The sequence below is a fragment of the Streptomyces sp. NPDC004561 genome, assembly GCF_053602155.1.
In genome coordinates this window covers 1-19,842 of the sequence record NZ_JBSGDB010000138.1, presented here as the reverse complement: position 1 = coordinate 19,842, position 19,842 = coordinate 1, and the positions used below count along the sequence as shown (strand labels likewise).

Here is a 19,842-nt window from a genome sequence, read left to right as displayed (position 1 = left end):
GCACGGTGTTCCCGGCGGCGTATGCCATGGTTCTTCTCCGAATTCTTCTCTGCGCGGGTCGCTGATCCCCAGGCCGGCCATCGGGGCGTCGGTCAGCGTCATCGCCAGGACACCGGCGCCCAGGCCGCCCAGCCACACGGGGACGCGTACGCCCGCCCGGTGGAGCAGCGCCACCGCGACGCCCGTACCGACGCCGACGGCGATACCCGTCAGCGCTCCCAGCCCGGTCAGCCGGTTGTCCTTGCCGTCCGAGTCCGGGACCGGGTGTCCGGCCTTCGTGGTGACCTTGTCCACCACGGCCTCGGGGGCGCCGCTCGAGGGCCGGGCGCGCAGCGCCATGTCCAGGTAGGTCACGGCGTTCAGCGCGGTGGTACCGGCGGCCCCGGCGGCGCAGCCACGCGCGATGCTTCGGAACATGTCGTCTCGGGTCCCGTCATGAGCTCGTTCGGAAATTACATATGAGCCCATTCATCCCCATTGTCCGCGCCGTGAAAACTGTCCGCACCGCGGAAGCGGCCGTCAGCGGCGGGGTTCGAGGCCGCCGCCGGGCGCGGCCTCACTCGCGGCGCTCCGGGCCCGGCCGTGGCTCGACCGGGACCGCCCGGCCCGTCGGACGAGGTCCGCGGCGGCCCGCTCCCACCGGGGATGGGCGAACTCGAAGCCCGCGGCGCTCAGCCGGCCCGGTACCACCCGGCGGCTCTTGAGCAGCAGCTCCGTGTCCGAGCGCAGCGCGAACGCCCCGAGTTCCGCCATCCAGCGCGTCGCCGGCAGACCGACCGGGATACCCCGGGCCGCGCGGAGCGCCCGCATGAACTCGCGTTGCGGCAGGGGTCCGGGCGAGGCGAGGTTCACGGGTCCCTCGATGTCGTCCCGGGCGACGAGGAACTCCACGGCCCGTACGAAGTCCTCGTCATGGATCCAGGAGACGTACTGCGCCCCGCCGGCGACCGGGCCGCCCAGTCCCAGACGCGCCAGCCACTGCAGGACGTCGAAGACCCCGCCCCGGTCCGGGCTCATGACCATCGCCGCGCGCAGGGCCACCTTCCGCGTGGCCGGTGTCCGCGCCTCGGCCTGCGCGCGTTCCCAGTTCCTGGCGATCTCGACGCTGTACGCCCAGTAGCCCGGCACCCCGGGTTCCGAGCCGCCGATCACCCCCGTCGCCTCGTCGTGCGGCGCGTCGTGGCGATGGGCGTAGATCGTCGCGGTGCTCATCTGGAGCCAGACCCGCGGTGGCCGCGCGGCGGCGGCGATCGCCTCGCCGACCACGCGCGCCGAGTCCACGCGGGAGTCCATCATGGCCCGCAGGTTCTCGGCGGTGTACCGGCAGGAGACGCTGCGTCCGGCCAGGTTGACCACGACGTCACAGCCGTCGACGGCCTCGGCCCAGGGGCCGAGCGTGACGCCGTCCCAGGCGATGTCGCGCTCCCGCGCCGGGCGCCTGGTCAGCACCGTGACCTCATGGCCGGCCGCCGTCAGCGCACGGTCCAGGATCGTGCCCACCTGTCCGGTTCCCCCGGGCAGCACTACCTTCATCGAGCCCCCTCGGCTTCGGTGGGCACCAGCCTAGCGCCGTTTTTGAACAGGTTCAAAACACATTCGAGCCGGGGCCCGCCTCGGTACGTTCATCCTCCGCTGCCCGCCAACCGCGCCACCGCGCCGAAGAGTTCGTCGTACGACAGCGAGTCCGCCTCCGCACTGCGTGCGGTCAGCGAGGTCATCCGTGGAACGACGAAGGGGTCCCGCCCGGTCGCGCGGACCGGTGGGACCCCTCTGCCGGCCGGCGTCAGCCGCGGCGGCCCGCAGGGTCGTGGGTGGACGAGTCGATGTGCTCGTCACCCCGGACCGGGGCGCCGGCGGCCGGCTGCTCCGCGCGGTCGCCGTGGCCCGGCCACCACGCGGCGTGGCCGATGAGCGCGGTGAGGCTCGGGGTGAAGAACATCGCCATGACGAAGGCCGCGACGGCGATGCCGAACGACACGGCGAAGCCCATCTCCGTGAGCAGCGAGTTGCCCGCCAGCATCATCGTGGCGAAGGTCGCCGCCAGGATGAAGCCGGCCGCGGCCACGGTCGGCCCGGCGTGCCTGAGGGCCATGCCGGCCGCCTCGCGCGGTTCGCGGCCCTCCCGGGCCTCCTCCCGGAGCCGGGCGATCATGAGGATGTTGTAGTCGGTGCCGATGGCGACCACGAACAGATACATGATCACCGGGAGCATGAACATCAGGCCGGAGTGGCCCTGCCCCTTCTGGAAGATCCACACGGTGGCGCCGAGCGTGGCGCCGAAGCCGAGGCCCACCGAGCCGATCAGGTACCAGGGGGCGACCACACTGCGCAGCAACAGCCCCAGGATGACCATGATGAGGACGGCGGCGACGGGGAAGACCGTGCGGTAGTCGTGGTTCACCGCGGTGTCGATGTCCTTGTAGATCGAGGACATGCCGCCGACGAGCGCCTCGGTGCCGTCCGGGGCACCCGAGTGCGCGGCGTCGCGCACCCGCTGCACCGCGTCGATCGCCTTGTCCGTCGACGCCTCGTACTTGAGCGTGACGGTGAAGTCCGCGGTGGTGCCGTCCTTGTTGAGCTGGGTCATACGGGCGTTGGCGACGCCGTCCACCGCACCGAGCCGCTTCGTGTACGCGTCGAAGGCGGCCTTGTCCAGCGGCTTTCCGTCGGTGCTGGAGAGGTAGACGTCGGTGGGCGCGGCGGCGCCCGCCGAGTACGCCTGCTGCATCCGGCCCTGGACGACCATGGACTCCTTGGTCTTGGGCATCGAGCCCGAGGCCAGGTCGAAGGTGGCGTGGTAGCCGAGCGTGCCGAGCGACAGCGCGACCAGGACGAGGCCGGAGGCGGCGGCGGCCAGTGCCGGCCGGCGCTGCACACCGCGCCCCAGGGCGGCGAACCGGGCGTTCTCCGGCTCCCGCTGCCACGACTTGGAGGGCCAGAACACCTTCGGGCCGATCAAGGAGACCACGGCCGGGATCAGGGTCAGGCCCGCGACGAGGGTCGCGGCGACCGCGATGGCGAGCGCCGGGCCCATCTGCTTGAGGAAGCCGAGCGTGGACAGCACCAGCGCGAGGAAGGCGATGATGACCGCTCCGGCGGCCGAGGCGATGGCCTCGCCGACCCGGCCGACCGCGTTGACCATGGCCTGTTTGGGCTCGTCACCGGCCCGCAGACGTTCGCGGTAGCGGAACATCAGGAACAGGAAGTAGTCCGTGCCCACGCCGAAGAGCACGACGATCAGGATCGACGAGATGGAGCTGTTGGCCTGGAGGTCGAACAGCTTGGTGGCGTAGGCGATCAGCCCGTTCGCGACGGCGGACACCAGCCCGATCAGGACCAGGGGCAGCAGGGCCAGGATCGGCGCCCGGAAGATGATCAGCAGGGTCACCAGGATGATGACGAAGGTGCCGATGCCGATCAGCGCCTGGCCGCGCGTGGAGGAGTCCTGCTGGTCGAGGGCCTGCGCGGCGGAGCCGCCCAGCTTGACGTCGAGGTGCGTGCCCTTGGCCAGTTGCTTGACGTCCGCGCGCAACGCCTTCGCCGCGTCCGCCTGTTTCGGCTGGCCGGCGTTCCTGCTGTCCATCTGGACCAGGGTGAGGGCGTACCTGCCGTCCTTCGACGGCGGGCCGGGGACCACCTTCTGCACCTGGTCGATGTGTTTCGCGCCCAGTTCTGTGGTGATCCGGGCGACGTCCTTCTGGTCGGCGGCGGTCATCCTGCCGCCGTCGGTGCGCTGGTAGAGCGCTATCGCGGACGGCGTGAAGGCGCTGGGGAACGCCTTCGCCTGGAGATCCGCCGCCTTGATGGATTCGTAACTCTTGGGCAGGAAACTGCTCTCGTCGCTGTTCATCGGCGACCCCGACCGGCCCGCGTCCAACGAGCCGGTCGAATGGTTGTCTTGAGATCACATCGTAGTGACCGGCGCCAAGTTCCTTGCACCAGACGCCCCTTGACACGTACCGCCGCACAAGCGGATCACACCCCTCCGGAATGTGCCGTCCCCGGCGACCACGCGCAGACCGGCCCCGGCGGCCCTGCCGAGACTCCTGGCCCGGCGCCGCAGGAAGTGACGCGGGCGCCCGGCCCCGGCCGGCGGGAACGGCCCTACGACGTCGGAAGCTGCCTGCCGTAGTCCACCGTCTCGTCCTTCGAGGGCTGCGCGACCGCGAAGTCCTTGCCCCAGTCCGAGAAGCTCAGCGTGCCCGCGTCACCGGCCCGCACCAGGCGCAGCGGATACGGCGTGCCCTCCAGCGAGACGTCCAGGGTGCCGCCGGAGCCCCGGTCACCGGTGATGCGGATGGTGCGGGTACCCGACTGGTCGTGGTGGCCGTCCGTCGCCAGCTTGCCGTGCAGCGTCAGCAGACCCGCGAGGAGGACGTCCTTGTCCGTGAAACCGCTGAACTTCCTGTACGCGGGATCGCCTTGCGGCACCTTCACGTACTTGCCGTCCAGCTTGCCCGCGGTCCCCTCGCCGCCGTCCTTGCCGTCGGCGTGGTTCCAGAAGCCCGCGTCGGCCTTCAGATACAGCTGCTGTCCGATCCGCAGCAGCTTGAAGGTGGCGCCCCGCGAGGTCACCGACCCGGTCCCGCCGTCGGCCTTCAGCCGCATGTCCAGGGTGTACGTCCGGCCGCTGGTGACCACGGTCCCGGACAGCCGTACCGTGGGCGCCGCCTCGGCCGCCGCCCGGCTTGCGGCCTGGATCCGGCCGGCGGGGAGCTTGCCCACCCCGTTCGTCCCCGCGTCCGGATCGTCCCCGCCGCATCCGGTCAGCGCCCCCGCCCCCGTCACGGCCAGCGCGCACATCGCGGTCACGAGCGCGGCCCGGCGGGTACGGCCGTGCGGAGTCGCAGTCACAGGTGGGGTCGCCTTCCTGACGGTTCCTGAGCGGCGTACGGCAGCGTACCGGTGCCCCACCCACCCGGCGGAGCCAGTCCGTCCGGGGTCCCCACCAGGGCGTATCCGAGCGGTACGGGCTAGCCTGAAGCGCACCCGTACGGGCAAATCCGAGCAGTTCCAGAACAAAGCGGAATACCCGAGCACAGAGCGGTTCCCGGGCCCTGAAGGATTCCCGGCCCACGGAAGCAGAGGAAGCAGAGCCATGGCAGCCGGCGCCCCCCGGATCTTCGTCTCGCACCTCGCCGGGGTCCCCGTCTTCGATCCGAACGGTGACCAGGTGGGCCGCGTGCGCGACCTGGTCGTGATGCTGCGCGTGGGCCGCAGGCCCCCGCGCGTGCTCGGGATGGTCGTCGAACTGGCCACCCGGCGCCGCATCTTCCTGCCCATGACCCGGGTGAGCGGCATCGAGTCGGGCCAGGTCATCATCACCGGCGTGATGAACGTCCGCCGGTTCGAGCAGCGGCCCACCGAGCGGCTGGTCTTCGGCGAACTGCTGGACCGGCGGGTGACGCTGGTCGAGACCGGCGAGGAGGTCACCGTCCTCGACGTCTCCGTGCAGCAGCTGCCCGCCCGCCGGGACTGGGAGGTCGACCGCGTCTTCGTCCGCAAGGGCAGGAAGGGCGGCGCCTTCCGGCGGGCCAAGGGCGAGACGCTGACCGCCGAGTGGTCGGCCGTCACCGGCTTCTCCCTGGAGGAGCACGGGCAGGGCGCCGAGAACCTGCTCGCCACCTTCGAGCAGCTGCGCCCCGCCGACCTCGCCAACGTCCTGCACCACCTCTCCCCCAAGCGGCGCGCCGAGGTGGCCGCCGCCCTGGACGACGACCGGCTCGCCGACGTCCTGGAGGAGCTGCCGGAGGACGACCAGATCGAGATCCTCGGCAAGCTGAAGGAGGAGCGCGCGGCGGACGTCCTGGAGGCCATGGACCCCGACGACGCGGCCGACCTGCTCTCCGAGCTGCCGGAGCCGGACAAGGAGCGGCTGCTGAGCCTGATGCAGCCCGCCGACGCGGCCGACATGCGCCGTCTGATGTCGTACGAGGAGCACACGGCCGGCGGTCTGATGACCACCGAGCCGATCGTGCTGCGCCCGGACGCCACCGTCGCCGACGCGCTCGCCCGGGTCCGCAACCCGGACCTCTCCCCCGCCCTCGCGGCCCAGGTCTACGTCTGCCGCCCGCCCGACGAGACCCCGACCGGCAAGTACCTGGGCACGGTCCACTTCCAGCGGCTGCTGCGCGACCCCCCGTACACCCTGGTCAGCTCGCTCGTCGACGACGACCTCCAGCCCCTGTCCCCGGACGCCGCGCTCCCCGTCATCGCCGGGTTCTTCGCCACCTACGACATGGTGGCCGCGCCCGTGGTGGACGAGTCCGGGGCGCTGCTGGGGGCGGTGACCGTGGACGACGTACTGGACCACATGCTGCCCGACGACTGGCGGGAGACCGAGTTCCACCTGAACGAAGGAGAGGGGGCGTCCGCACATGGCTCCTGAGCGCGAGAGCACCCGCGAGCACGGCCGCGAACGCGCCCCCGCGGGCGCCACGGCCGCCACCCGCCCCCGCGCCCGGCTGGACCAGCCGCGCCCGCCCCGGCACCGGATCCTGCCCGAGTGGGATCCGGAGGCCTTCGGCCGGCTGTCGGAGAAGATCGCCCGGTTCCTGGGCACGGGACGCTTCATCGTCTGGATGACGGTCGTCATCATCGTGTGGGTGCTGTGGAACATCGCCGCGCCCCGGCATCTGCGCTTCGACGAGTACCCGTTCATCTTCCTGACCCTGGCGCTGTCCCTCCAGGCCTCCTACGCGGCCCCGCTGATCCTGCTCGCGCAGAACAGGCAGGACGACCGCGACCGGGTCAACCTGGAGCAGGACCGCAAGCAGAACGAGCGGTCCATCGCGGACACCGAGTACCTGACCAGAGAGGTCGCCGCGCTGCGCACGGGCCTCGGCGAGGTCGCCACCCGCGACTGGATCCGCTCGGAGCTGCAGGACCTGGTCAAGGAGCTGGAGGAGCGCCGCCGGCACGACGGCCACGGCGGCCACGTCGTATTCCAGGCGGAACGGGCGGAACGCCCGCCGGGACGTGACGCAGAAGACCGCTGAGGGGCTACCCGGAGGCCCCTCGACGCGCCGTACCATCGTCCTTATGGCTACGGAAGACGCGGTGCGCGAGGCACTGGCGACGGTGAACGACCCCGAGATCAACCGACCCATCACCGAACTCGGGATGGTCAAATCGGTGGAGATCGGCGCGGACGGAGCGGTCGCGGTCACCGTGTACCTGACCGTCTCCGGCTGCCCCATGCGCGAGACGATCACCCAGCGCGTCACCGAGGCGGTCTCCCGGCTGGAGGGCGTCACCCGCGTCGACGTCACGCTGGACGTGATGAGCGACGAGCAGCGCAGGGAGCTGGCGACGGCCCTGCGCGGCGGCCAGGCCGAGCGCGAGGTCCCCTTCGCCAAGCCCGGCAACCTCACCCGTGTCTACGCGGTCGCCTCCGGCAAGGGCGGCGTCGGCAAGTCCTCGGTCACCGTGAACCTCGCGGCGGCGATGGCGGCCGACGGCCTGAAGGTCGGTGTCGTCGACGCCGACATCTACGGCCACAGCGTCCCCCGCATGCTGGGCGCGGACGGCCGTCCCACCCAGGTCGAGAACATGATCATGCCGCCGTCGGCGAACGGCGTGAAGGTCATCTCCATCGGCATGTTCACCCCGGGCAACGCCCCCGTGGTCTGGCGCGGCCCGATGCTCCACCGCGCCCTGCAGCAGTTCCTGGCGGACGTCTACTGGGGCGACCTGGACGTGCTGCTCCTGGACCTCCCGCCAGGCACCGGCGACATCGCGATCTCCGTGGCGCAGCTGATCCCGAACGCCGAGATCCTGGTCGTGACCACGCCCCAGCAGGCGGCGGCCGAGGTCGCCGAGCGCGCCGGGTCCATCGCCGTCCAGACCCACCAGAAGATCGTCGGCGTGGTCGAGAACATGTCCGGCCTGCCCTGCCCGCACTGCGGCGAGATGGTCGACGTCTTCGGCACGGGCGGCGGCCAGCTGGTCGCGGACGGCCTCTCCCGCACCACGGGCACGACCGTCCCCGTCCTCGGCTCCATCCCGATCGACGTCCGCCTCCGCGAGGGCGGCGACGAGGGCAAGCCGGTCGTGCTCACCGACCCGGACTCCCCGGCGGGCTCCGCGCTCAGCGCGATCGCCGGCAAGCTGGGCGGCCGGCAGCGGGGTCTGTCGGGCCTGTCGCTGGGGATCACGCCGAAGAACAAGTTCTGAAATCGGGCGCCTGCGATCTGCGGCTCCGCCACCGGTCAACTCTCTGACCAGCGGCGGAGCCGTCGACGTTCGTCAGTGTCGGTCGCCGTCGAGCACCCTCCGACGGCCCCGAGACGGCCCGGCCGGTCATGAGCCATGCCGCCTGGTGCCCAGCCCGCATGCCGCTACAGACCGCGAAGTGCCTCGTACAGATCGTCGTAGGCTCCCCAACAGTCGATGCTGCCGTCGTCATTCAGGCTGCCCAAGTACCAGTCGTCGTCATGAACAGGCTTCACGAGGCACAGGCTGTGGAACCCGAGAATGATCTCCGCGTGCAGCACCTCGTGGGCTCCGGCGCCGGCTACCCACTTCACCGCCCGGTTTGGATCCAGCGCGACAGCCTCCCGGTCCCCGGATACGTCGCGGATCTGGTGGAGGGTCCAGCCTGGGGGTAGCTGTGCGTCTGCCATCCACGGATGATCTCACCCACCAGGTGTGGACCACCGCTTTAGGAGCGAGGTGAGGTGAGTGCGGCTCTGGCCTGCGACACGTTCACGTGGGTGGACAGAGGATCAGCCTCCCGCCGGCCACCTTCGTTCCCCCTGGTTCCCCGCTCGAGCTGGCACGGGTGTGGCACGGGGAGCTTCTGATCCGTAGCTCTACAGAGATCGGTCATTTCAGTTCATACAGGCTGTCGGGAAGCCTGTCCGCAGTCACCAGTCGGCCCACCGCCACCAGACATGCCCGTCGATACACCTCCACAGTGTCCGACAGGCCCGCCGGCCATCGCTCTCCCGCTTGACCGAGAGGTAGCCGCCGAACTTCGTGGGCTGGGCGCACTCGGGGCAGGCCGGGGCGTCGTCGGTGAGCGGCCCTACCACTTCCGCCACCTGTCTGTGAGCTGGTAGCGACCCAGTCCCTGGCTCGCGGTCAGGGCGACTACCTCGACACCATGCTCGTGGAGCGACTGGTCGATGTAGTCGCACAACGCCTCGCGCTCGTCGGTACTGCGACACCCGCAAACCGACACCGCTCCGAGGGGGATGCCGTCAGGAACCGACCCGCTCGTAGCGGAGCAAGGTGTAGCCGAAGCTGTCGGAGTAGACCTGTGCAATGCTGGCGGCCCCGAGGGCGTCGACCCGTCGAGCCTGCAGCCGGATCGTTGTCGGCCCGCTGACTTTGATCAGCTCGCTGATCGGTGCGGTCTGGTTGCCGCCGGCCTGGGCGGTGCCAGGGTTCTGGTCGATGATCTGGTACACGAACCGCTCGCTCTGCGACACCTCGGCGCCGGAGTTGACGTTCCACAGCCGCGCGCTGATGGACGTGTTGAGGAGCGGAGTGCCTGCGAGGCGTCCACGGACGTTCGCGTCGAGTTCGTACGTGCCGGCCCTGGGGAGGGTGACCTGGAGCGGGGTGTCGGTCCAGACTCCGGGCGGCAGGTTGACAGCCGTATTCAGCGTTGCGATCCCTGAGTTCGCTGGGGGTGCGACCGATGCCGTACTCGCGTTGCTCGCCGCAGTGAACGCGGTCGTGGTGCCGATGAGCAGCGTTGCGGCGATGGCGGCGAGGCCGGTGCGCAGGACTGATTTCATGGTTCCTCCCGGACGAAGGCAATTCGTGACATGCCTCCGATAAGGTACGGAACCTGACAGAATATAAATGTATTTAACATGCCGGTTGAATGGGTGACAGCGGCTCGCGCAGTAGACAAGTGAGGCACGCGGGGCTGCAGACATGCGAAAGGCCCCGCTCATCCGCCACGGGTGTGGCCATCGGGGGTCCTATTCCACTCACATGGTCGGAAAGGGGCACTTCGGGCGAAGTTGTGCTGCTCTCAACGGGCGAGCCGGATACCGCGCGGGCGCCACGGCTCGCGGGCGATGGCGCCTTTCTAAGCTCTGAGGGCTCGGGGCCGGGCGGCGTTCGCCGGGACGGCACCAGGCCGCACGACGAAGGGGCGCCGAACACCATCGGCGCCCCCTTTCTTCGCCGGGGCCGGCGCGTGTGTCTTTCGCCGAGTCCCGCCGGCTAGGCGTACGCGGCGATGTCCTTCACCACGGCGAACCCGAGCCCGTAGGCGCTCATCCCGCGCCCGTACGCCCCCAGGTGCACACCGGCCTCAGTGGTCCCGGCCAGCACCCACCCGAACTCGGACTCCCGGTAGTGGAACGAGGCCGCGACCCCGTCCACGGGCAGGGAGAGCCTGGACCACTCCGGCCCGCCGAGATCGTCGGCCAGGGCCCACGCGGTCTCCGTCTGCTGCTCCAGCCAGTCGTCCCGCAGCGTGTGGTCCATCTGCCCGGGCCAGGTGAACGACAGCAGCCCCACCCCGGCCAGCCACGCCGCCGAGGCCACCGACGTGGCCTCCAGCAGCCCCGTGCCGTCGGCGCTCCTGCGGGAGGGGTGCGCGGCGACGGTGACCACGACCGCGAACTTCTCCCGGGGCTCACCGGCGGAGCCGGTCTCGCCGCCCCGCACGGACGGCTCGTCGCCGTGCCCGATCGAACCGTGCTCCACGGCGCCGTCGGCCGCCGTGCCCACCTGCATCAGCCAGCGCGGCCCCGTGAACGCCTCGTCGAGGCCGTACCAAGGGAAGGGCGCCCGCAGGTAACCGTCGACCGTGCGCCGGGCGGAGGCGAGCTGCTGCCCGTCCTCCGCGGCCGGCGTCTGCGCGCCCACCCGACTCGTCGTCTCCATCTGCCCGGACGCCTCCTAGTTCTCGTCGGACCGGGGTGGCCCGCCCCCCTTCGGGCGTACTCGTCCGGTCCGCACAACAACTCGGGAGCATATCCACACCGCTGAGGCCCTCAGGGCAGGCGCTTGATGCGTGGGTCACACGAACGACCAGTTCAGGCCGTGTGCGACGGGTGCGTGCTATGAAACGCGTCACGTGCGCGCCGTGCGCCCGCGTGCGCGTGTCGGCGGAGGTCTACGTGGCGTCGAAGTCGAACGGGGGCCGCTCGTCCGTGCCGGGGTCCTCGGGCTTCTTGGACATGTCGACGCGGCCGCCGCCGGAAGGGGCGGACGACGAGGACGACGCGGCGCCGGAGGTCTCGACGTCATGACCGTTGACGGCGTCCGTGACCTCGGCCATCTCCTTCTTCAGGTCGAAGCCGTTGCGGATCTCCTTCAGCCCCAGCTCGTCGTTGTCCAGCTGCTTGCGGATGAACGTCTTGGGGTTGAGGTCCTCGAACTCGAAGTCCTTGAACTCCGGGCCCAGTTCGGTGCGGATGTCCTGCTTGGCGCTCTCCGAGAACTCACGGATCTTCCGGATCGTCCGCGTCACGTCCTGGATGACCTTCGGGAGCTTGTCCGGACCGAAGACGAGCACGGCGAGCACGACGATCGTCACCAGCTCCAGTGGCCCTATGTCATTGAACACCTGACGCTCCTTGCGATGTCCTCGGTCGCTCAACGGTACCCGTCGTTCCCGTCCGACCGGTACCGTCCCATGGTGAGACTTCTGTCAGTTCTGCTCCGACGCGCCCAGCACGAGTGAGATCTCCCGCTCGGTACCACCGCGCTCGACCGTCAGCCGCAGCCGGTCGCCGGGCCGGTGGGCGCGGATCCTGACGATCAGCTCCTCACCGGTGTGCACGCGCTCTCCGTCGACCGCGGTGATGACGTCGCCCGCCTTCAGGCCGGCCCGCTCGCCGGGACCGCCCTTGGTGATGGCGGGGCCGCCGCCCGTGCTGCGGCTGTCGACGCGGGCGCCGTCGCCGGTGTAGCCCATGTCGAGGGTGACGCCGATCACGGGGTGGGTGGCGTGGCCGTCGTTGATCAGTTCCTCGGCGACGCGCTTGGCCTGGTTGACGGGTATGGCGAAGCCGAGACCTATGGAGCCGGCCTGTCCCGTCCCGGAGTCCGAGCCGCCGGCGGCGGAGCGGATGGCGGAGTTGATGCCGATGACCTGGGCCCGGGAGTCGAGGAGCGGCCCGCCGGAGTTGCCCGGGTTGATCGGGGCGTCCGTCTGCAGGGCGTCGACGTACGACACGTCGCTGCCGTCGCCCTTCTCGCCGCCCGCGGTGATGGGCCGTTCCTTGGCGCTGATGATGCCGGAGGTGACGGTGTTGGCGAGGTCGAAGGGGGCGCCGATCGCGACGACGGGGTCGCCGACCCGGACGTCGTCGGAGTTGCCGAGAGGCAGCGGGGTGAGCCCGCCGACGCCCTGGACCTGGACGACGGCGAGGTCGTAGCCGCTGTCCCGGCCAACGACCGTGGCCTTGACGGAGTCGCCGCTGCTGAACGTCACGGATATCCGGCCGCCCGACGCGGCGGGGGCGACGACGTGGTTGTTGGTGAGGATGTGCCCGTGGGTGTCGAGCACGAAGCCGGTGCCGGTGCCGTCCTCGTCAGTGCCGGAGACGTGCAGGGTCACGACGCTGGGCAGCGCGCGAGCGGCGATGCCGGCCACGCTGTCCGGCGCCCGTCCGGCGGGCACGCGCCCGGCCTGCGGCAGCTGGACCTGGTCGCCCAGGCCCTCCCGCTCGACATAGGCGCCGACGATCCCGCCGACGGCCGCCGCCACCACCGCGACCATCAGCGTCCACACGGCCAGGGACCGTCGCGCCCGCCGCCTGCGCGCCTCCTTCGTCAGCACCCCCGCACCGCTCAGCTGAAGCGCCCCGTGCCCCGCCGCCTGCTCCGTGGCGGACCCACCCGCCCAGGGGTCATAACGCCGCCAGGGGTCGGCCGCGGCTACGGGCTGCTCCAGGGACGTCGTGGACGGAGGCGCGGCCGTCTCGGGGGCCGGGACGGGTGCGGTGGGGGTCGGGACGGGCGCCTCGGGGATCGGGGCGGGAGCGGGTGCCGTGGAAGTGGGAGCGGCGGGCTCCGTGGGCGCCGGGGCAGCTGTCGCGGGCGCCGGAGCCGAAGTCACGGGGGCCGGGGCCGGCACCGTCGGTGACGAAGCGGGCGGCGCGGGGGCCGGGGCAGGGGCCGTGGGTGACGGGGCAGGAGCCGCCGCGGGCGGGACAGGCGCCCCAGGGGCCGGCACCGTCGGCGACGAAGCGGGCGGGACAGGAGTCGTGGGTGAGGGGGCGGCTGCCGAGGGCTGCGCGGGCGCCGGGGCCGGTGTGGGTACGGCCGTGCCCCGGGGCTGGGTCGCCGGGTGCCGGACCGGTGGTGCGGGAGCCCAGGGGCCCGGTTCGCCGTAGGGCGGGGTGCTGTAGGGGTCGGGGTCGTGCAGCGGCGTCGCCCGCTGGGCCGTACCGTCGGCCCGGTCCGGGGCGGCCGCGGCCGGCTTCGCCAGCTCGAAGTCGTCGTCGCCGGTGGAGGCAGGCGTCCCCGGTGCCGTCAGCGGGCGTGCCGGCTCGAAGTCGGTCGCCTCAGGACCGGCCTCTGCCGGTTCCTCCGGCCCTTCCCCCGACGGGACACGGTTCCCCTCGTTCATGCTCTCCCCACGGCTGGCCGCGGCCCCCCGTCTCGGCGGCGGCCGCGGAACATCGACTTGGCACAGGATTCAACCAGGTTCGCGAGCCGTGGCGCAGCAGCCGGTCAGCGGGCCTGCGGGGGTGGGGCCGGAGAGGCCGAAGGAGTGGGCCCGGTGCCGGGGGCGGGCGCGGACAGCAGGCCGGAGCCGGGGACTTCGGGGGCCCCGGACCAGTCCGTGAGCGGGAAGACCATGGTCTCTTCGAGTGGGCGTATCAACGGGGAGACGGCCGCCGCACCGGCCATCACCGGCGCGGTCAGCCCATGCGCGTCGTCCTCGCTCTGCCCGGGCGTGGGAGTCGGCACTCCCGGCACCAGCGGCGCGGACATGGCGGTCGGGGCCGTGGGCGTCCGGCCGAGCGGCGAGCCGCCCTGGGCGAGCAGCGGTCCCCCGGAGCGACGGCGCTGGGTCTCGGGCGTGGCCGCGCCCGTGCCCGCCGTGCGGGCAGGGGTCACATTGCTGCCGGTGCCGGAGCCGCCGCGGGCGTCCGCGGCCGCGTCCCCGGGGACGGCGGAGGTCACGCCGCCGAGGGCGACCGCGGCCAGCGATACGGCGCCCGCCGCGGCGAACGCGAACCGCAGTCCGCGCGAGGCCGGGCGGCCGTCGTCCGGGCGGCCGACGGGATGGATGCGAAAGCCGCGCTCCTCGGGGGCGGGCGCCGGGTGCGGGCCGGCGGGCAGGGTGCCGTGGGGGCGCGCGGGCACGTACCCGAAGGCGAAGCGCTCGCCGCGCCCCGCTCCGAAGACCCCGGAGGTCCCGTCGTCCGGGTCGCGTCCGAAGAGTCCGCCCCCGGGCGGCGTACCACCGCCGTCCGGGTCACCGCCCCCGGGGAGGCCCTGGAGGCGGGCCAGAAGGCTCTCGGAGGGCGGGGGCGGGGCGGCCTCCGCGAAGACGTTCTTCAGTCGGCGCTGGGCGTCCGCCTCTGCCTTGCACCGGGCACAGGTGGCCAGGTGCGCGAGGACCCGCTCACGCGTCTCATGACCGAGCTCTCCGTCCACCAGGGCGGAGAGCCGGTCTCCCAGGTGCTGCTCTGCGAGGTGCGCCTCCCCGGCAGATTTAGGTCGTGATCCAGTCACGCGGTCGCGCCCCCTCCCCCCAGAGCGGGGACCCGGGCCATGAAGGAGCGCCGCTCCGCCGCACGGGCCTCGGGGGACCGGTGGGCGAGGGCCTTGCGCAGCTGGGAGCGGCCGCGGTGGATGCGCGAGCGGACCGTGCCGAGCTTCACGCCGAGGGTCGCGGCGATCTCCTCGTACGACAGTCCTTCGATGTCGCACAGGACGACGGCCGCGCGGAACTCGGGCGCGAGGGTGTCGAGGGCCTGCTGGACGTCGGCGTCGAAGTGGGCGTCGTTGAAGAGCTGCTGCGGGGTGGGCTCGCGGCTGGCCAGGCGCTCGGCCGCGTCCTCGCCGAGGGCGTCGAAGCGGATGCGCTGCTTGCGCCGGACCATGTCCAGGAACAGGTTCGTGGTGATGCGGTGCAGCCAGCCCTCGAAGGTGCCCGGCGAGTACGTCGACAGGGAGCGGAAGACACGGACGAAGACCTCCTGGGTGAGGTCCTCCGCGTCGTGCTGGTTGCCCGTGAGGCGGTAGGCCAGGCGGTAGACGCGGCCGCTGTGCGTGCTGACGATCTCGTCCCACGTGGGCGGAGTCCACGCCTGGCCGTCCGCGTCGGTGGCGAAGGTCGCGGTCTGGGCGTCGCCTGAGGCGTGGTGGTCAGCAGCGGTCTCGGTCACGGATTTCGGCCTGCCCGCCGACCCGAGGAAGCGCCGCAGCACTCCACCCCGATCCCCGGGCGCAGCCGCACCTCCCCTGTCGGCTCTGGTGGTGTCCAGTGGAGCCCCTACCATAGCCACCTCGCCCGTTAGCTCCGGATAAGCGGTTTTACGAGAATTTGATACACGCTGATACGGCTCATGCGGCTGCGTCAGCAGTTGCTCGGCGTCCTGATCCACCTCTTACCCCCCGTCGTGGCCCCGGCCACCGTCTCATCCCTATAAACGCCCGGTCCCATCTGCGGGTTCCCGACGCCAACGGATACAGTCACGCCCAGGCAACCACGGGGACAGGAGAGGGTCATTACCGGCAACCGGCAGACGAGCTGGGCGTTCGCCGACGCCTTTGTCGCCGAGGACGAAGCACTGCGGTGGGCCCGTGACCGGGCCCGCGAGGCAGGGCTGCGCTCGGTGTCGCCCGGCACGGGCGCCGCGCTGCGACTGCTCGCCGCGTCCGTGGACGCGAAGGCCGTGGCGGAGATCGGCACGGGCTGCGGGGTGTCCGGAATCCATCTGCTGCACGGCATGCGCCCGGACGGGGTGCTCACCACCGTCGACCCGGAGCCGGAGCACCAGCAGTTCGCACGGCAGGCCTTCCGTGCCTGCGGGTTCGCCAGCAACCGGGCCCGTTTCATCCCCGGCCGCGCGCTGGAGGTGCTCCCCCGGCTCGCGGACGCCGGCTACGACCTCGTCTTCTGCGACGGGGACCGGCAGGAGTACCTCGACTACCTCGCTGAATCGTTGCGCCTGCTGCGCCCCGGCGGCCTGGTGGTCTTCGAGGGCGTCTTCGCGAGCGGCCGTACGGTCGACTCGGGGCCGCAGCCGACGGAGGTGCTGCGGCTGCGGGAGCTGCTGCGCACGGTGCGCGAGAGCCAGGAGCTGGTCACGTCGCTGCTGCCGGTGGGCGACGGGCTGCTGTGCGCGGTCAAGCACTGAGGCCGCGGGTGCGGGGCCCGCGGACCGATGGGCCCGCGTGGTCCGAAGACGCGGCTGCCCCGACACCGCGTACGATGCCGGGGCAGCCGGGAGGACTGACTCGCTCGCGCGTCAGACGACGACCTTCTTGAGGGCGTCGCCGAGCGCCTCGGCCTCGTCAGGGGTCAGCTCGACGACGAGTCGACCGCCGCCTTCGAGCGGAACGCGCATGACGATGCCCCGCCCCTCCTTGGTCACCTCGAGCGGGCCATCGCCCGTCCGCGGCTTCATGGCCGCCATGCTCGTTCCCCTTCCTGAAACCAGGCTCATCGTCTGCCGACGGCGCCCGGGCGGGCACCCGCGGCCCGAACGGACACGCGACACCGGCATCGAACACATTGCTTCCCAGCCATTATCCCGCATCTCAGGACCCGATGACCAACATCAGTCGGCATCGCTTGGGCAACGCGCGCGAGCAAAACCACTCAATTCGGGGATGTGGCTGCGATACTGCGCCACCGCACGCAGACCCGCCGACCGCCTCCGCTCCGGATTTCTTTGATGCAGGTCACACCTCCGGTCCGGACCCCGGGCGGCGATCTCCGCCATGCTGTCCTCAGACATCGACGTACTGAGCGGTACGTCACCAGCCTCGACACCTGAGGGGATGCGCCATGGCCGACACCGTGCTCTACGAGGTGAGCGACGGACTCGCGACGATCACGCTGAACCGCCCCGAGGCGATGAACGCGCTGAACATCGCGACGAAGGTGGCCCTGCGGGAGGCCGCGGAAGCCGCGGCCGGGGACGCTGCCGTACGGGCGATCCTGCTGACCGCGGCCGGGGACCGGGCGTTCTGCGTGGGCCAGGACCTCAAGGAGCACATCGGGCTGCTGGCCGCCGACCGGGAGACCGGGTCCGGGCAGACCATGAGCACGGTCAAGGAGCACTACAACCCGATCGTGCGGGCCCTCGCCGGGGCGCCGAAGCCGGTGGTCGCCGCGGTGAACGGCGTCGCGGCCGGGGCGGGCTTCGGCTTCGCGCTCGCCGCCGACCACCGGATCGTCGCCGACACCGCGGCCTTCAACACGTCCTTCGCGGGCGTGGCGCTGACCGCCGACTCCGGCATCTCCTGGACGCTGCCCCGGGTGATCGGCCCGAGCCGCGCCACCGACCTGCTGCTCTTCCCGCGCAGCATCAGCGCCCAGGACGCCCTGGAGCTGGGCATCGCCAACCGGGTCGTCCCGGCGGCTTCGCTGCGCGAGGAGGCCGAGAAGACGGCGCGGGCGCTGGCGGAGGGTCCGACGGTGGCGTACGCGGCGATCAAGGAGGCGGTGGCCTTCGGGCTGACGCACTCCCTCACCGAGACCCTGGAGAAGGAGGACGAGCTCCAGGCGCGGGCGGGGCGGTCGGAGGACCACGCCATCGCCGTCCAGGCCTTCGTGAACAAGGAGAGGCCGAAGTACCTGGGGCGGTGACGCCCCGCGGGGGGCCGCGCACGCGTCGCGGCTCCCCGTCGCGCGGTTCCCGCTAGCGGGCGCGCCTCGCCACGCAGGTCTCCAGGTGGTCGTTGACGAGCCCGCACGCCTGCATCAGGGCGTAGGCCGTCGTCGGGCCGACGAATCTGAGCCCGCGCTTCTTCAGCGCCTTGGACAGGGCGGTGGACTCGGGGGTGACGGCCGGCACGTCGGCGAGGGTCTTCGGCACCGGCCGGCGGGCCGCGTCCGGGGCGTGGGACCAGATCAGCTCGTCCAGTTCGTCCTCCGCCCAGTCGGCGAGCACGCGCGCGTTGGCGAGCGTGGCGTCGATCTTGGCGCGGTTGCGGATGATGCCCGGGTCGGCCAGCAGACGGTCGCGGTCCTCGTCCGTGAAGGCGGCGACCTTCTCGATGCGGAAGCCGGCGAACGCCGCGCGGAAGCCCGTGCGGCGGCGCAGGATCGTGATCCAGGACAGGCCCGACTGGAAGGCCTCCAGGCTGATCCGCTCGAAGAGAGCGTCGTCGCCGTGGACGGGACGGCCCCACTCCTCGTCGTGGTACGCCACGTAGTCGTCGGTGGACAGGGCCCAGGGGCAGCGCAGCGCGCCGTCCGGCCCGGCGAGGGTGGCTGCGCCGGTCACCGCTGGTCCTCCGGGTGGTCGTGCTTCTCCAGGTGGGCGTGCGCGGCGGCGGCCCGGGCGCCGGCCAGCGCGGACTCCAGGTCGGCGATGCGGGACTCGCGCTCGGCGAGTTCGGCGCCGAGGCGGCCGAGCGCGTCGTCGACGTCGGCCATGCGGTAGCCGCGCGGGGCGACCGGGAAACGCAGGCTCTCCACGTCGGAGCGGCTCACCGGGCGGTCCGCGGGCAGCGGGTCCTGCAGCCGCTCGGGCGCCGCCTCGGGCAGCGGGCCGCTCTCGCCGCCGCCCACCACGGCGAGTGTCACCGCGGCGACCACGACGGCCAGCGCGACGACCAGGAACAAGAACATCACCATCGCCTTAGGGTCCCCACGCTTCGTGCCGGACGCGGTGCCGGACGCTGAATGTGTCAGGGTCCGATCGTGCCATGCGAGTGTGACAGTTAGGGTCGCAGGCGGTCGTACTGCCGGACGTACTAGGAGAGGTCACAGCGGATGCTCAGGCTGGGCAGGCGGGAATTCGGGCCGCACGAACGGGTGATCATGGCGATCGTGAACCGGACCCCGGACTCCTTCTACGACCAGGGGGCCACCTTCCGCGACGAGCCGGCCCTCGCCCGTGTGGAGCAGGCGGTGGCCGAGGGCGCGGCGATCATCGACATCGGCGGGGTGAAGGCCGGGCCGGGCGAGGAGGTCTCGGCCGAGGAGGAGGCGCGGCGGACGGTCGGCTTCGTGGCCGAGGTGCGGCGCCGCTTCCCGGACGTGATCATCAGCGTCGACACCTGGCGGGCCGAGGTCGGCGAGGCGGTGTGCGAGGCGGGCGCCGATCTGCTGAACGACGCGTGGGGCGGCGTCGATCCCGGGCTGGCCGAGGTGGCGGCGCGGTACGGGGTGGGGCTCGTGTGCACGCACGCGGGCGGTGCGCAGCCGCGTACCCGCCCCCACCGGGTGACGTACGACGACGTCGTGGCGGACATCCTGGAGGTGACCGTGGGGCTGGCGGAGCGGGCGGTGTCGCTCGGGGTGCCGCGCGAGTCGGTGCTGATCGACCCCGGGCACGACTTCGGGAAGAACACGCGGCACAGCCTGGAGGCGACGCGGCGGCTGGACGAGATGGTCGCCACGGGGTGGCCGGTGCTGGTGTCGCTGTCCAACAAGGACTTCGTCGGGGAGTCGCTGGACCGGCCGGTCAAGGAGCGGTTGCTCGGGACGCTGGCGACGACGGCGGTGTCCGCGTGGCTCGGGGCGCAGGTGTACCGCGTCCACGAGGTCGCCGAGACCCGGCAGGTGCTGGACATGGTGTCGTCCATCGCCGGCCACCGGGCCCCGGCGATCGCCCGTCGGGGCTTGGCCTAGGGGGTGTCGTTTGGATCAGGCCGGCCGTGAGGAACAGCGCTTGCCGGCCGACCCGAGCGGGGTCTGGTGCGTGCGGCTGCAAGGCGGAGGAGGGAGTCGAC

20 protein-coding genes are annotated in these 19,842 nt (G+C 71.9%); 6 read left to right on the top strand and 14 right to left on the bottom strand.

Annotated elements, in window-relative coordinates; genetic code table 11:
- The 4 genes from ACWEN3_RS19720 to ACWEN3_RS19705 all read right to left on the bottom strand — a co-directional run.
- Nucleotides 1–417 (bottom strand): hypothetical protein (locus ACWEN3_RS19720; RefSeq protein WP_452972374.1); only part of this gene is annotated, 417 nt, incomplete at its 3' end.
- A 102-nt stretch (nt 418–519) separates the two neighbouring features.
- Nucleotides 520–1,533, bottom strand: coding sequence for a TIGR01777 family oxidoreductase (locus ACWEN3_RS19715; protein ID WP_452972371.1), 1,014 nt, complete (start codon nt 1,531–1,533; stop codon nt 520–522).
- Nucleotides 1,534–1,783: 250 nt separating this feature from the next.
- Nucleotides 1,784–3,850, bottom strand: a complete 2,067-nt coding sequence (locus ACWEN3_RS19710) for an MMPL family transporter (RefSeq protein WP_452972368.1) — start codon at nt 3,848–3,850, stop codon at nt 1,784–1,786.
- A 254-nt stretch (nt 3,851–4,104) separates the two neighbouring features.
- Entirely contained in the window at nt 4,105–4,854 is a 750-nt protein-coding gene (locus ACWEN3_RS19705) for a hypothetical protein (protein ID WP_452972365.1), read from the bottom strand.
- A gap of 244 nt (nt 4,855–5,098) precedes the next feature.
- Here ACWEN3_RS19705 and ACWEN3_RS19700 point away from each other — a divergent pair, with 244 nt between their 5' ends.
- From ACWEN3_RS19700 to ACWEN3_RS19690, 3 genes are read left to right on the top strand one after another with little or no spacing between them, the layout of a single operon-like run.
- Nucleotides 5,099–6,388: a magnesium transporter MgtE N-terminal domain-containing protein gene (locus ACWEN3_RS19700; protein ID WP_452972362.1), complete on the top strand. Its 1,290-nt coding sequence runs from the start codon at nt 5,099–5,101 to the stop codon at nt 6,386–6,388.
- Nucleotides 6,378–6,998, top strand: a complete 621-nt coding sequence (locus tag ACWEN3_RS19695) for a DUF1003 domain-containing protein (RefSeq protein WP_452972360.1) — start codon at nt 6,378–6,380, stop codon at nt 6,996–6,998. The genes ACWEN3_RS19700 and ACWEN3_RS19695 overlap by 11 nt, the downstream gene beginning before the upstream one ends.
- Nucleotides 6,999–7,041: 43 nt before the next feature.
- Nucleotides 7,042–8,175, top strand: coding sequence for an Mrp/NBP35 family ATP-binding protein (locus tag ACWEN3_RS19690; RefSeq protein ID WP_452972357.1), 1,134 nt, complete (start codon nt 7,042–7,044; stop codon nt 8,173–8,175).
- A 164-nt stretch (nt 8,176–8,339) separates the two neighbouring features.
- Here the strand turns inward: ACWEN3_RS19690 and ACWEN3_RS19685 are convergent, their stop codons facing one another.
- The 7 genes from ACWEN3_RS19685 to sigE form a co-directional block, all read right to left on the bottom strand.
- The gene (locus ACWEN3_RS19685; protein ID WP_452972354.1) at nt 8,340–8,624 is read right to left on the bottom strand and encodes a hypothetical protein; all 285 of its coding nucleotides are present in this window, start codon (nt 8,622–8,624) and stop codon (nt 8,340–8,342) included.
- Nucleotides 8,625–9,203: 579 nt separating this feature from the next.
- Nucleotides 9,204–9,746: a hypothetical protein gene (locus tag ACWEN3_RS19680; protein ID WP_452972351.1), complete on the bottom strand. Its 543-nt coding sequence runs from the start codon at nt 9,744–9,746 to the stop codon at nt 9,204–9,206.
- Nucleotides 9,747–10,182: 436 nt separating this feature from the next.
- Nucleotides 10,183–10,851: a hypothetical protein gene (locus tag ACWEN3_RS19675; protein WP_452972348.1), complete on the bottom strand. Its 669-nt coding sequence runs from the start codon at nt 10,849–10,851 to the stop codon at nt 10,183–10,185.
- Nucleotides 10,852–11,083: 232 nt separating this feature from the next.
- The gene (locus ACWEN3_RS19670; RefSeq protein WP_452972345.1) at nt 11,084–11,536 is read right to left on the bottom strand and encodes a sec-independent translocase; all 453 of its coding nucleotides are present in this window, start codon (nt 11,534–11,536) and stop codon (nt 11,084–11,086) included.
- A gap of 84 nt (nt 11,537–11,620) precedes the next feature.
- Nucleotides 11,621–13,546: a S1C family serine protease gene (locus ACWEN3_RS19665; protein ID WP_452972342.1), complete on the bottom strand. Its 1,926-nt coding sequence runs from the start codon at nt 13,544–13,546 to the stop codon at nt 11,621–11,623.
- A 104-nt stretch (nt 13,547–13,650) separates the two neighbouring features.
- On the bottom strand, nt 13,651–14,661 hold the full coding sequence (locus ACWEN3_RS19660) for an anti-sigma factor family protein (protein WP_452972339.1): 1,011 nt from the start codon (nt 14,659–14,661) through the stop codon (nt 13,651–13,653).
- Nucleotides 14,658–15,359 (bottom strand): RNA polymerase sigma factor SigE, encoded by a 702-nt coding sequence (gene sigE / locus ACWEN3_RS19655; protein WP_452972336.1) that lies wholly within the window; start codon nt 15,357–15,359, stop codon nt 14,658–14,660. Before sigE ends, ACWEN3_RS19660 begins: the two co-directional genes overlap by 4 nt.
- A 234-nt stretch (nt 15,360–15,593) precedes the next feature.
- Between sigE and ACWEN3_RS19650 the strand changes: the two genes are divergently transcribed.
- On the top strand, nt 15,594–16,292 hold the full coding sequence (locus ACWEN3_RS19650; RefSeq protein WP_452972377.1) for an O-methyltransferase: 699 nt from the start codon (nt 15,594–15,596) through the stop codon (nt 16,290–16,292).
- Nucleotides 16,293–16,403: 111 nt separating this feature from the next.
- Here the strand turns inward: ACWEN3_RS19650 and ACWEN3_RS19645 are convergent, their stop codons facing one another.
- Complete coding sequence (locus ACWEN3_RS19645) at nt 16,404–16,571, bottom strand: DUF3117 domain-containing protein (protein ID WP_018544333.1); 168 nt, start codon at nt 16,569–16,571, stop codon at nt 16,404–16,406.
- 374 nt (nt 16,572–16,945) lie between these two features.
- On the opposite strand from ACWEN3_RS19645, the gene chcB reads away from it, so the two are divergent.
- Nucleotides 16,946–17,749, top strand: coding sequence for a 2-cyclohexenylcarbonyl CoA isomerase (gene chcB, locus ACWEN3_RS19640; RefSeq protein ID WP_452972334.1), 804 nt, complete (start codon nt 16,946–16,948; stop codon nt 17,747–17,749).
- A gap of 52 nt (nt 17,750–17,801) precedes the next feature.
- Here chcB and ACWEN3_RS19635 read toward each other — a convergent pair whose 3' ends face one another.
- Nucleotides 17,802–18,389, bottom strand: coding sequence for a DNA-3-methyladenine glycosylase I (locus tag ACWEN3_RS19635; protein WP_452972331.1), 588 nt, complete (start codon nt 18,387–18,389; stop codon nt 17,802–17,804).
- Nucleotides 18,386–18,742, bottom strand: a complete 357-nt coding sequence (locus ACWEN3_RS19630; RefSeq protein WP_452972328.1) for a DivIVA domain-containing protein — start codon at nt 18,740–18,742, stop codon at nt 18,386–18,388. Before ACWEN3_RS19630 ends, ACWEN3_RS19635 begins: the two co-directional genes overlap by 4 nt.
- Before the next feature lie 138 nt (nt 18,743–18,880).
- Here ACWEN3_RS19630 and folP point away from each other — a divergent pair, with 138 nt between their 5' ends.
- Nucleotides 18,881–19,741 carry a dihydropteroate synthase gene (gene folP, locus ACWEN3_RS19625; protein WP_452972325.1) on the top strand — a complete coding sequence of 287 codons (861 nt, stop codon included), beginning with the start codon at nt 18,881–18,883 and terminating at the stop codon, nt 19,739–19,741.
- Nucleotides 19,742–19,842: the final 101 nt, after the last annotated feature.

Excerpts from the sequence above, each read along its gene's own strand:
- ACWEN3_RS19665 (WP_452972342.1), bottom strand. The coding sequence starts at position 13,546 with ATGAACGAGGGGAACCGTGTCCCGTCGGGGGAAGGGCCGGAGGAACCG.
- folP (WP_452972325.1), top strand. The coding sequence starts at position 18,881 with ATGCTCAGGCTGGGCAGGCGGGAATTCGGGCCGCACGAACGGGTGATC.
- ACWEN3_RS19645 (WP_018544333.1), bottom strand. The coding sequence starts at position 16,571 with ATGGCGGCCATGAAGCCGCGGACGGGCGATGGCCCGCTCGAGGTGACC.
- ACWEN3_RS19685 (WP_452972354.1), bottom strand. The coding sequence starts at position 8,624 with ATGGCAGACGCACAGCTACCCCCAGGCTGGACCCTCCACCAGATCCGC.
- ACWEN3_RS19710 (WP_452972368.1), bottom strand. The coding sequence starts at position 3,850 with ATGAACAGCGACGAGAGCAGTTTCCTGCCCAAGAGTTACGAATCCATC.
- ACWEN3_RS19675 (WP_452972348.1), bottom strand. The coding sequence starts at position 10,851 with ATGGAGACGACGAGTCGGGTGGGCGCGCAGACGCCGGCCGCGGAGGAC.
- ACWEN3_RS19700 (WP_452972362.1), top strand. The coding sequence starts at position 5,099 with ATGGCAGCCGGCGCCCCCCGGATCTTCGTCTCGCACCTCGCCGGGGTC.
- chcB (WP_452972334.1), top strand. The coding sequence starts at position 16,946 with ATGGCCGACACCGTGCTCTACGAGGTGAGCGACGGACTCGCGACGATC.
- ACWEN3_RS19715 (WP_452972371.1), bottom strand. The coding sequence starts at position 1,533 with ATGAAGGTAGTGCTGCCCGGGGGAACCGGACAGGTGGGCACGATCCTG.
- ACWEN3_RS19630 (WP_452972328.1), bottom strand. The coding sequence starts at position 18,742 with ATGGTGATGTTCTTGTTCCTGGTCGTCGCGCTGGCCGTCGTGGTCGCC.
- ACWEN3_RS19680 (WP_452972351.1), bottom strand. The coding sequence starts at position 9,746 with ATGAAATCAGTCCTGCGCACCGGCCTCGCCGCCATCGCCGCAACGCTG.
- ACWEN3_RS19695 (WP_452972360.1), top strand. The coding sequence starts at position 6,378 with ATGGCTCCTGAGCGCGAGAGCACCCGCGAGCACGGCCGCGAACGCGCC.
- ACWEN3_RS19690 (WP_452972357.1), top strand. The coding sequence starts at position 7,042 with ATGGCTACGGAAGACGCGGTGCGCGAGGCACTGGCGACGGTGAACGAC.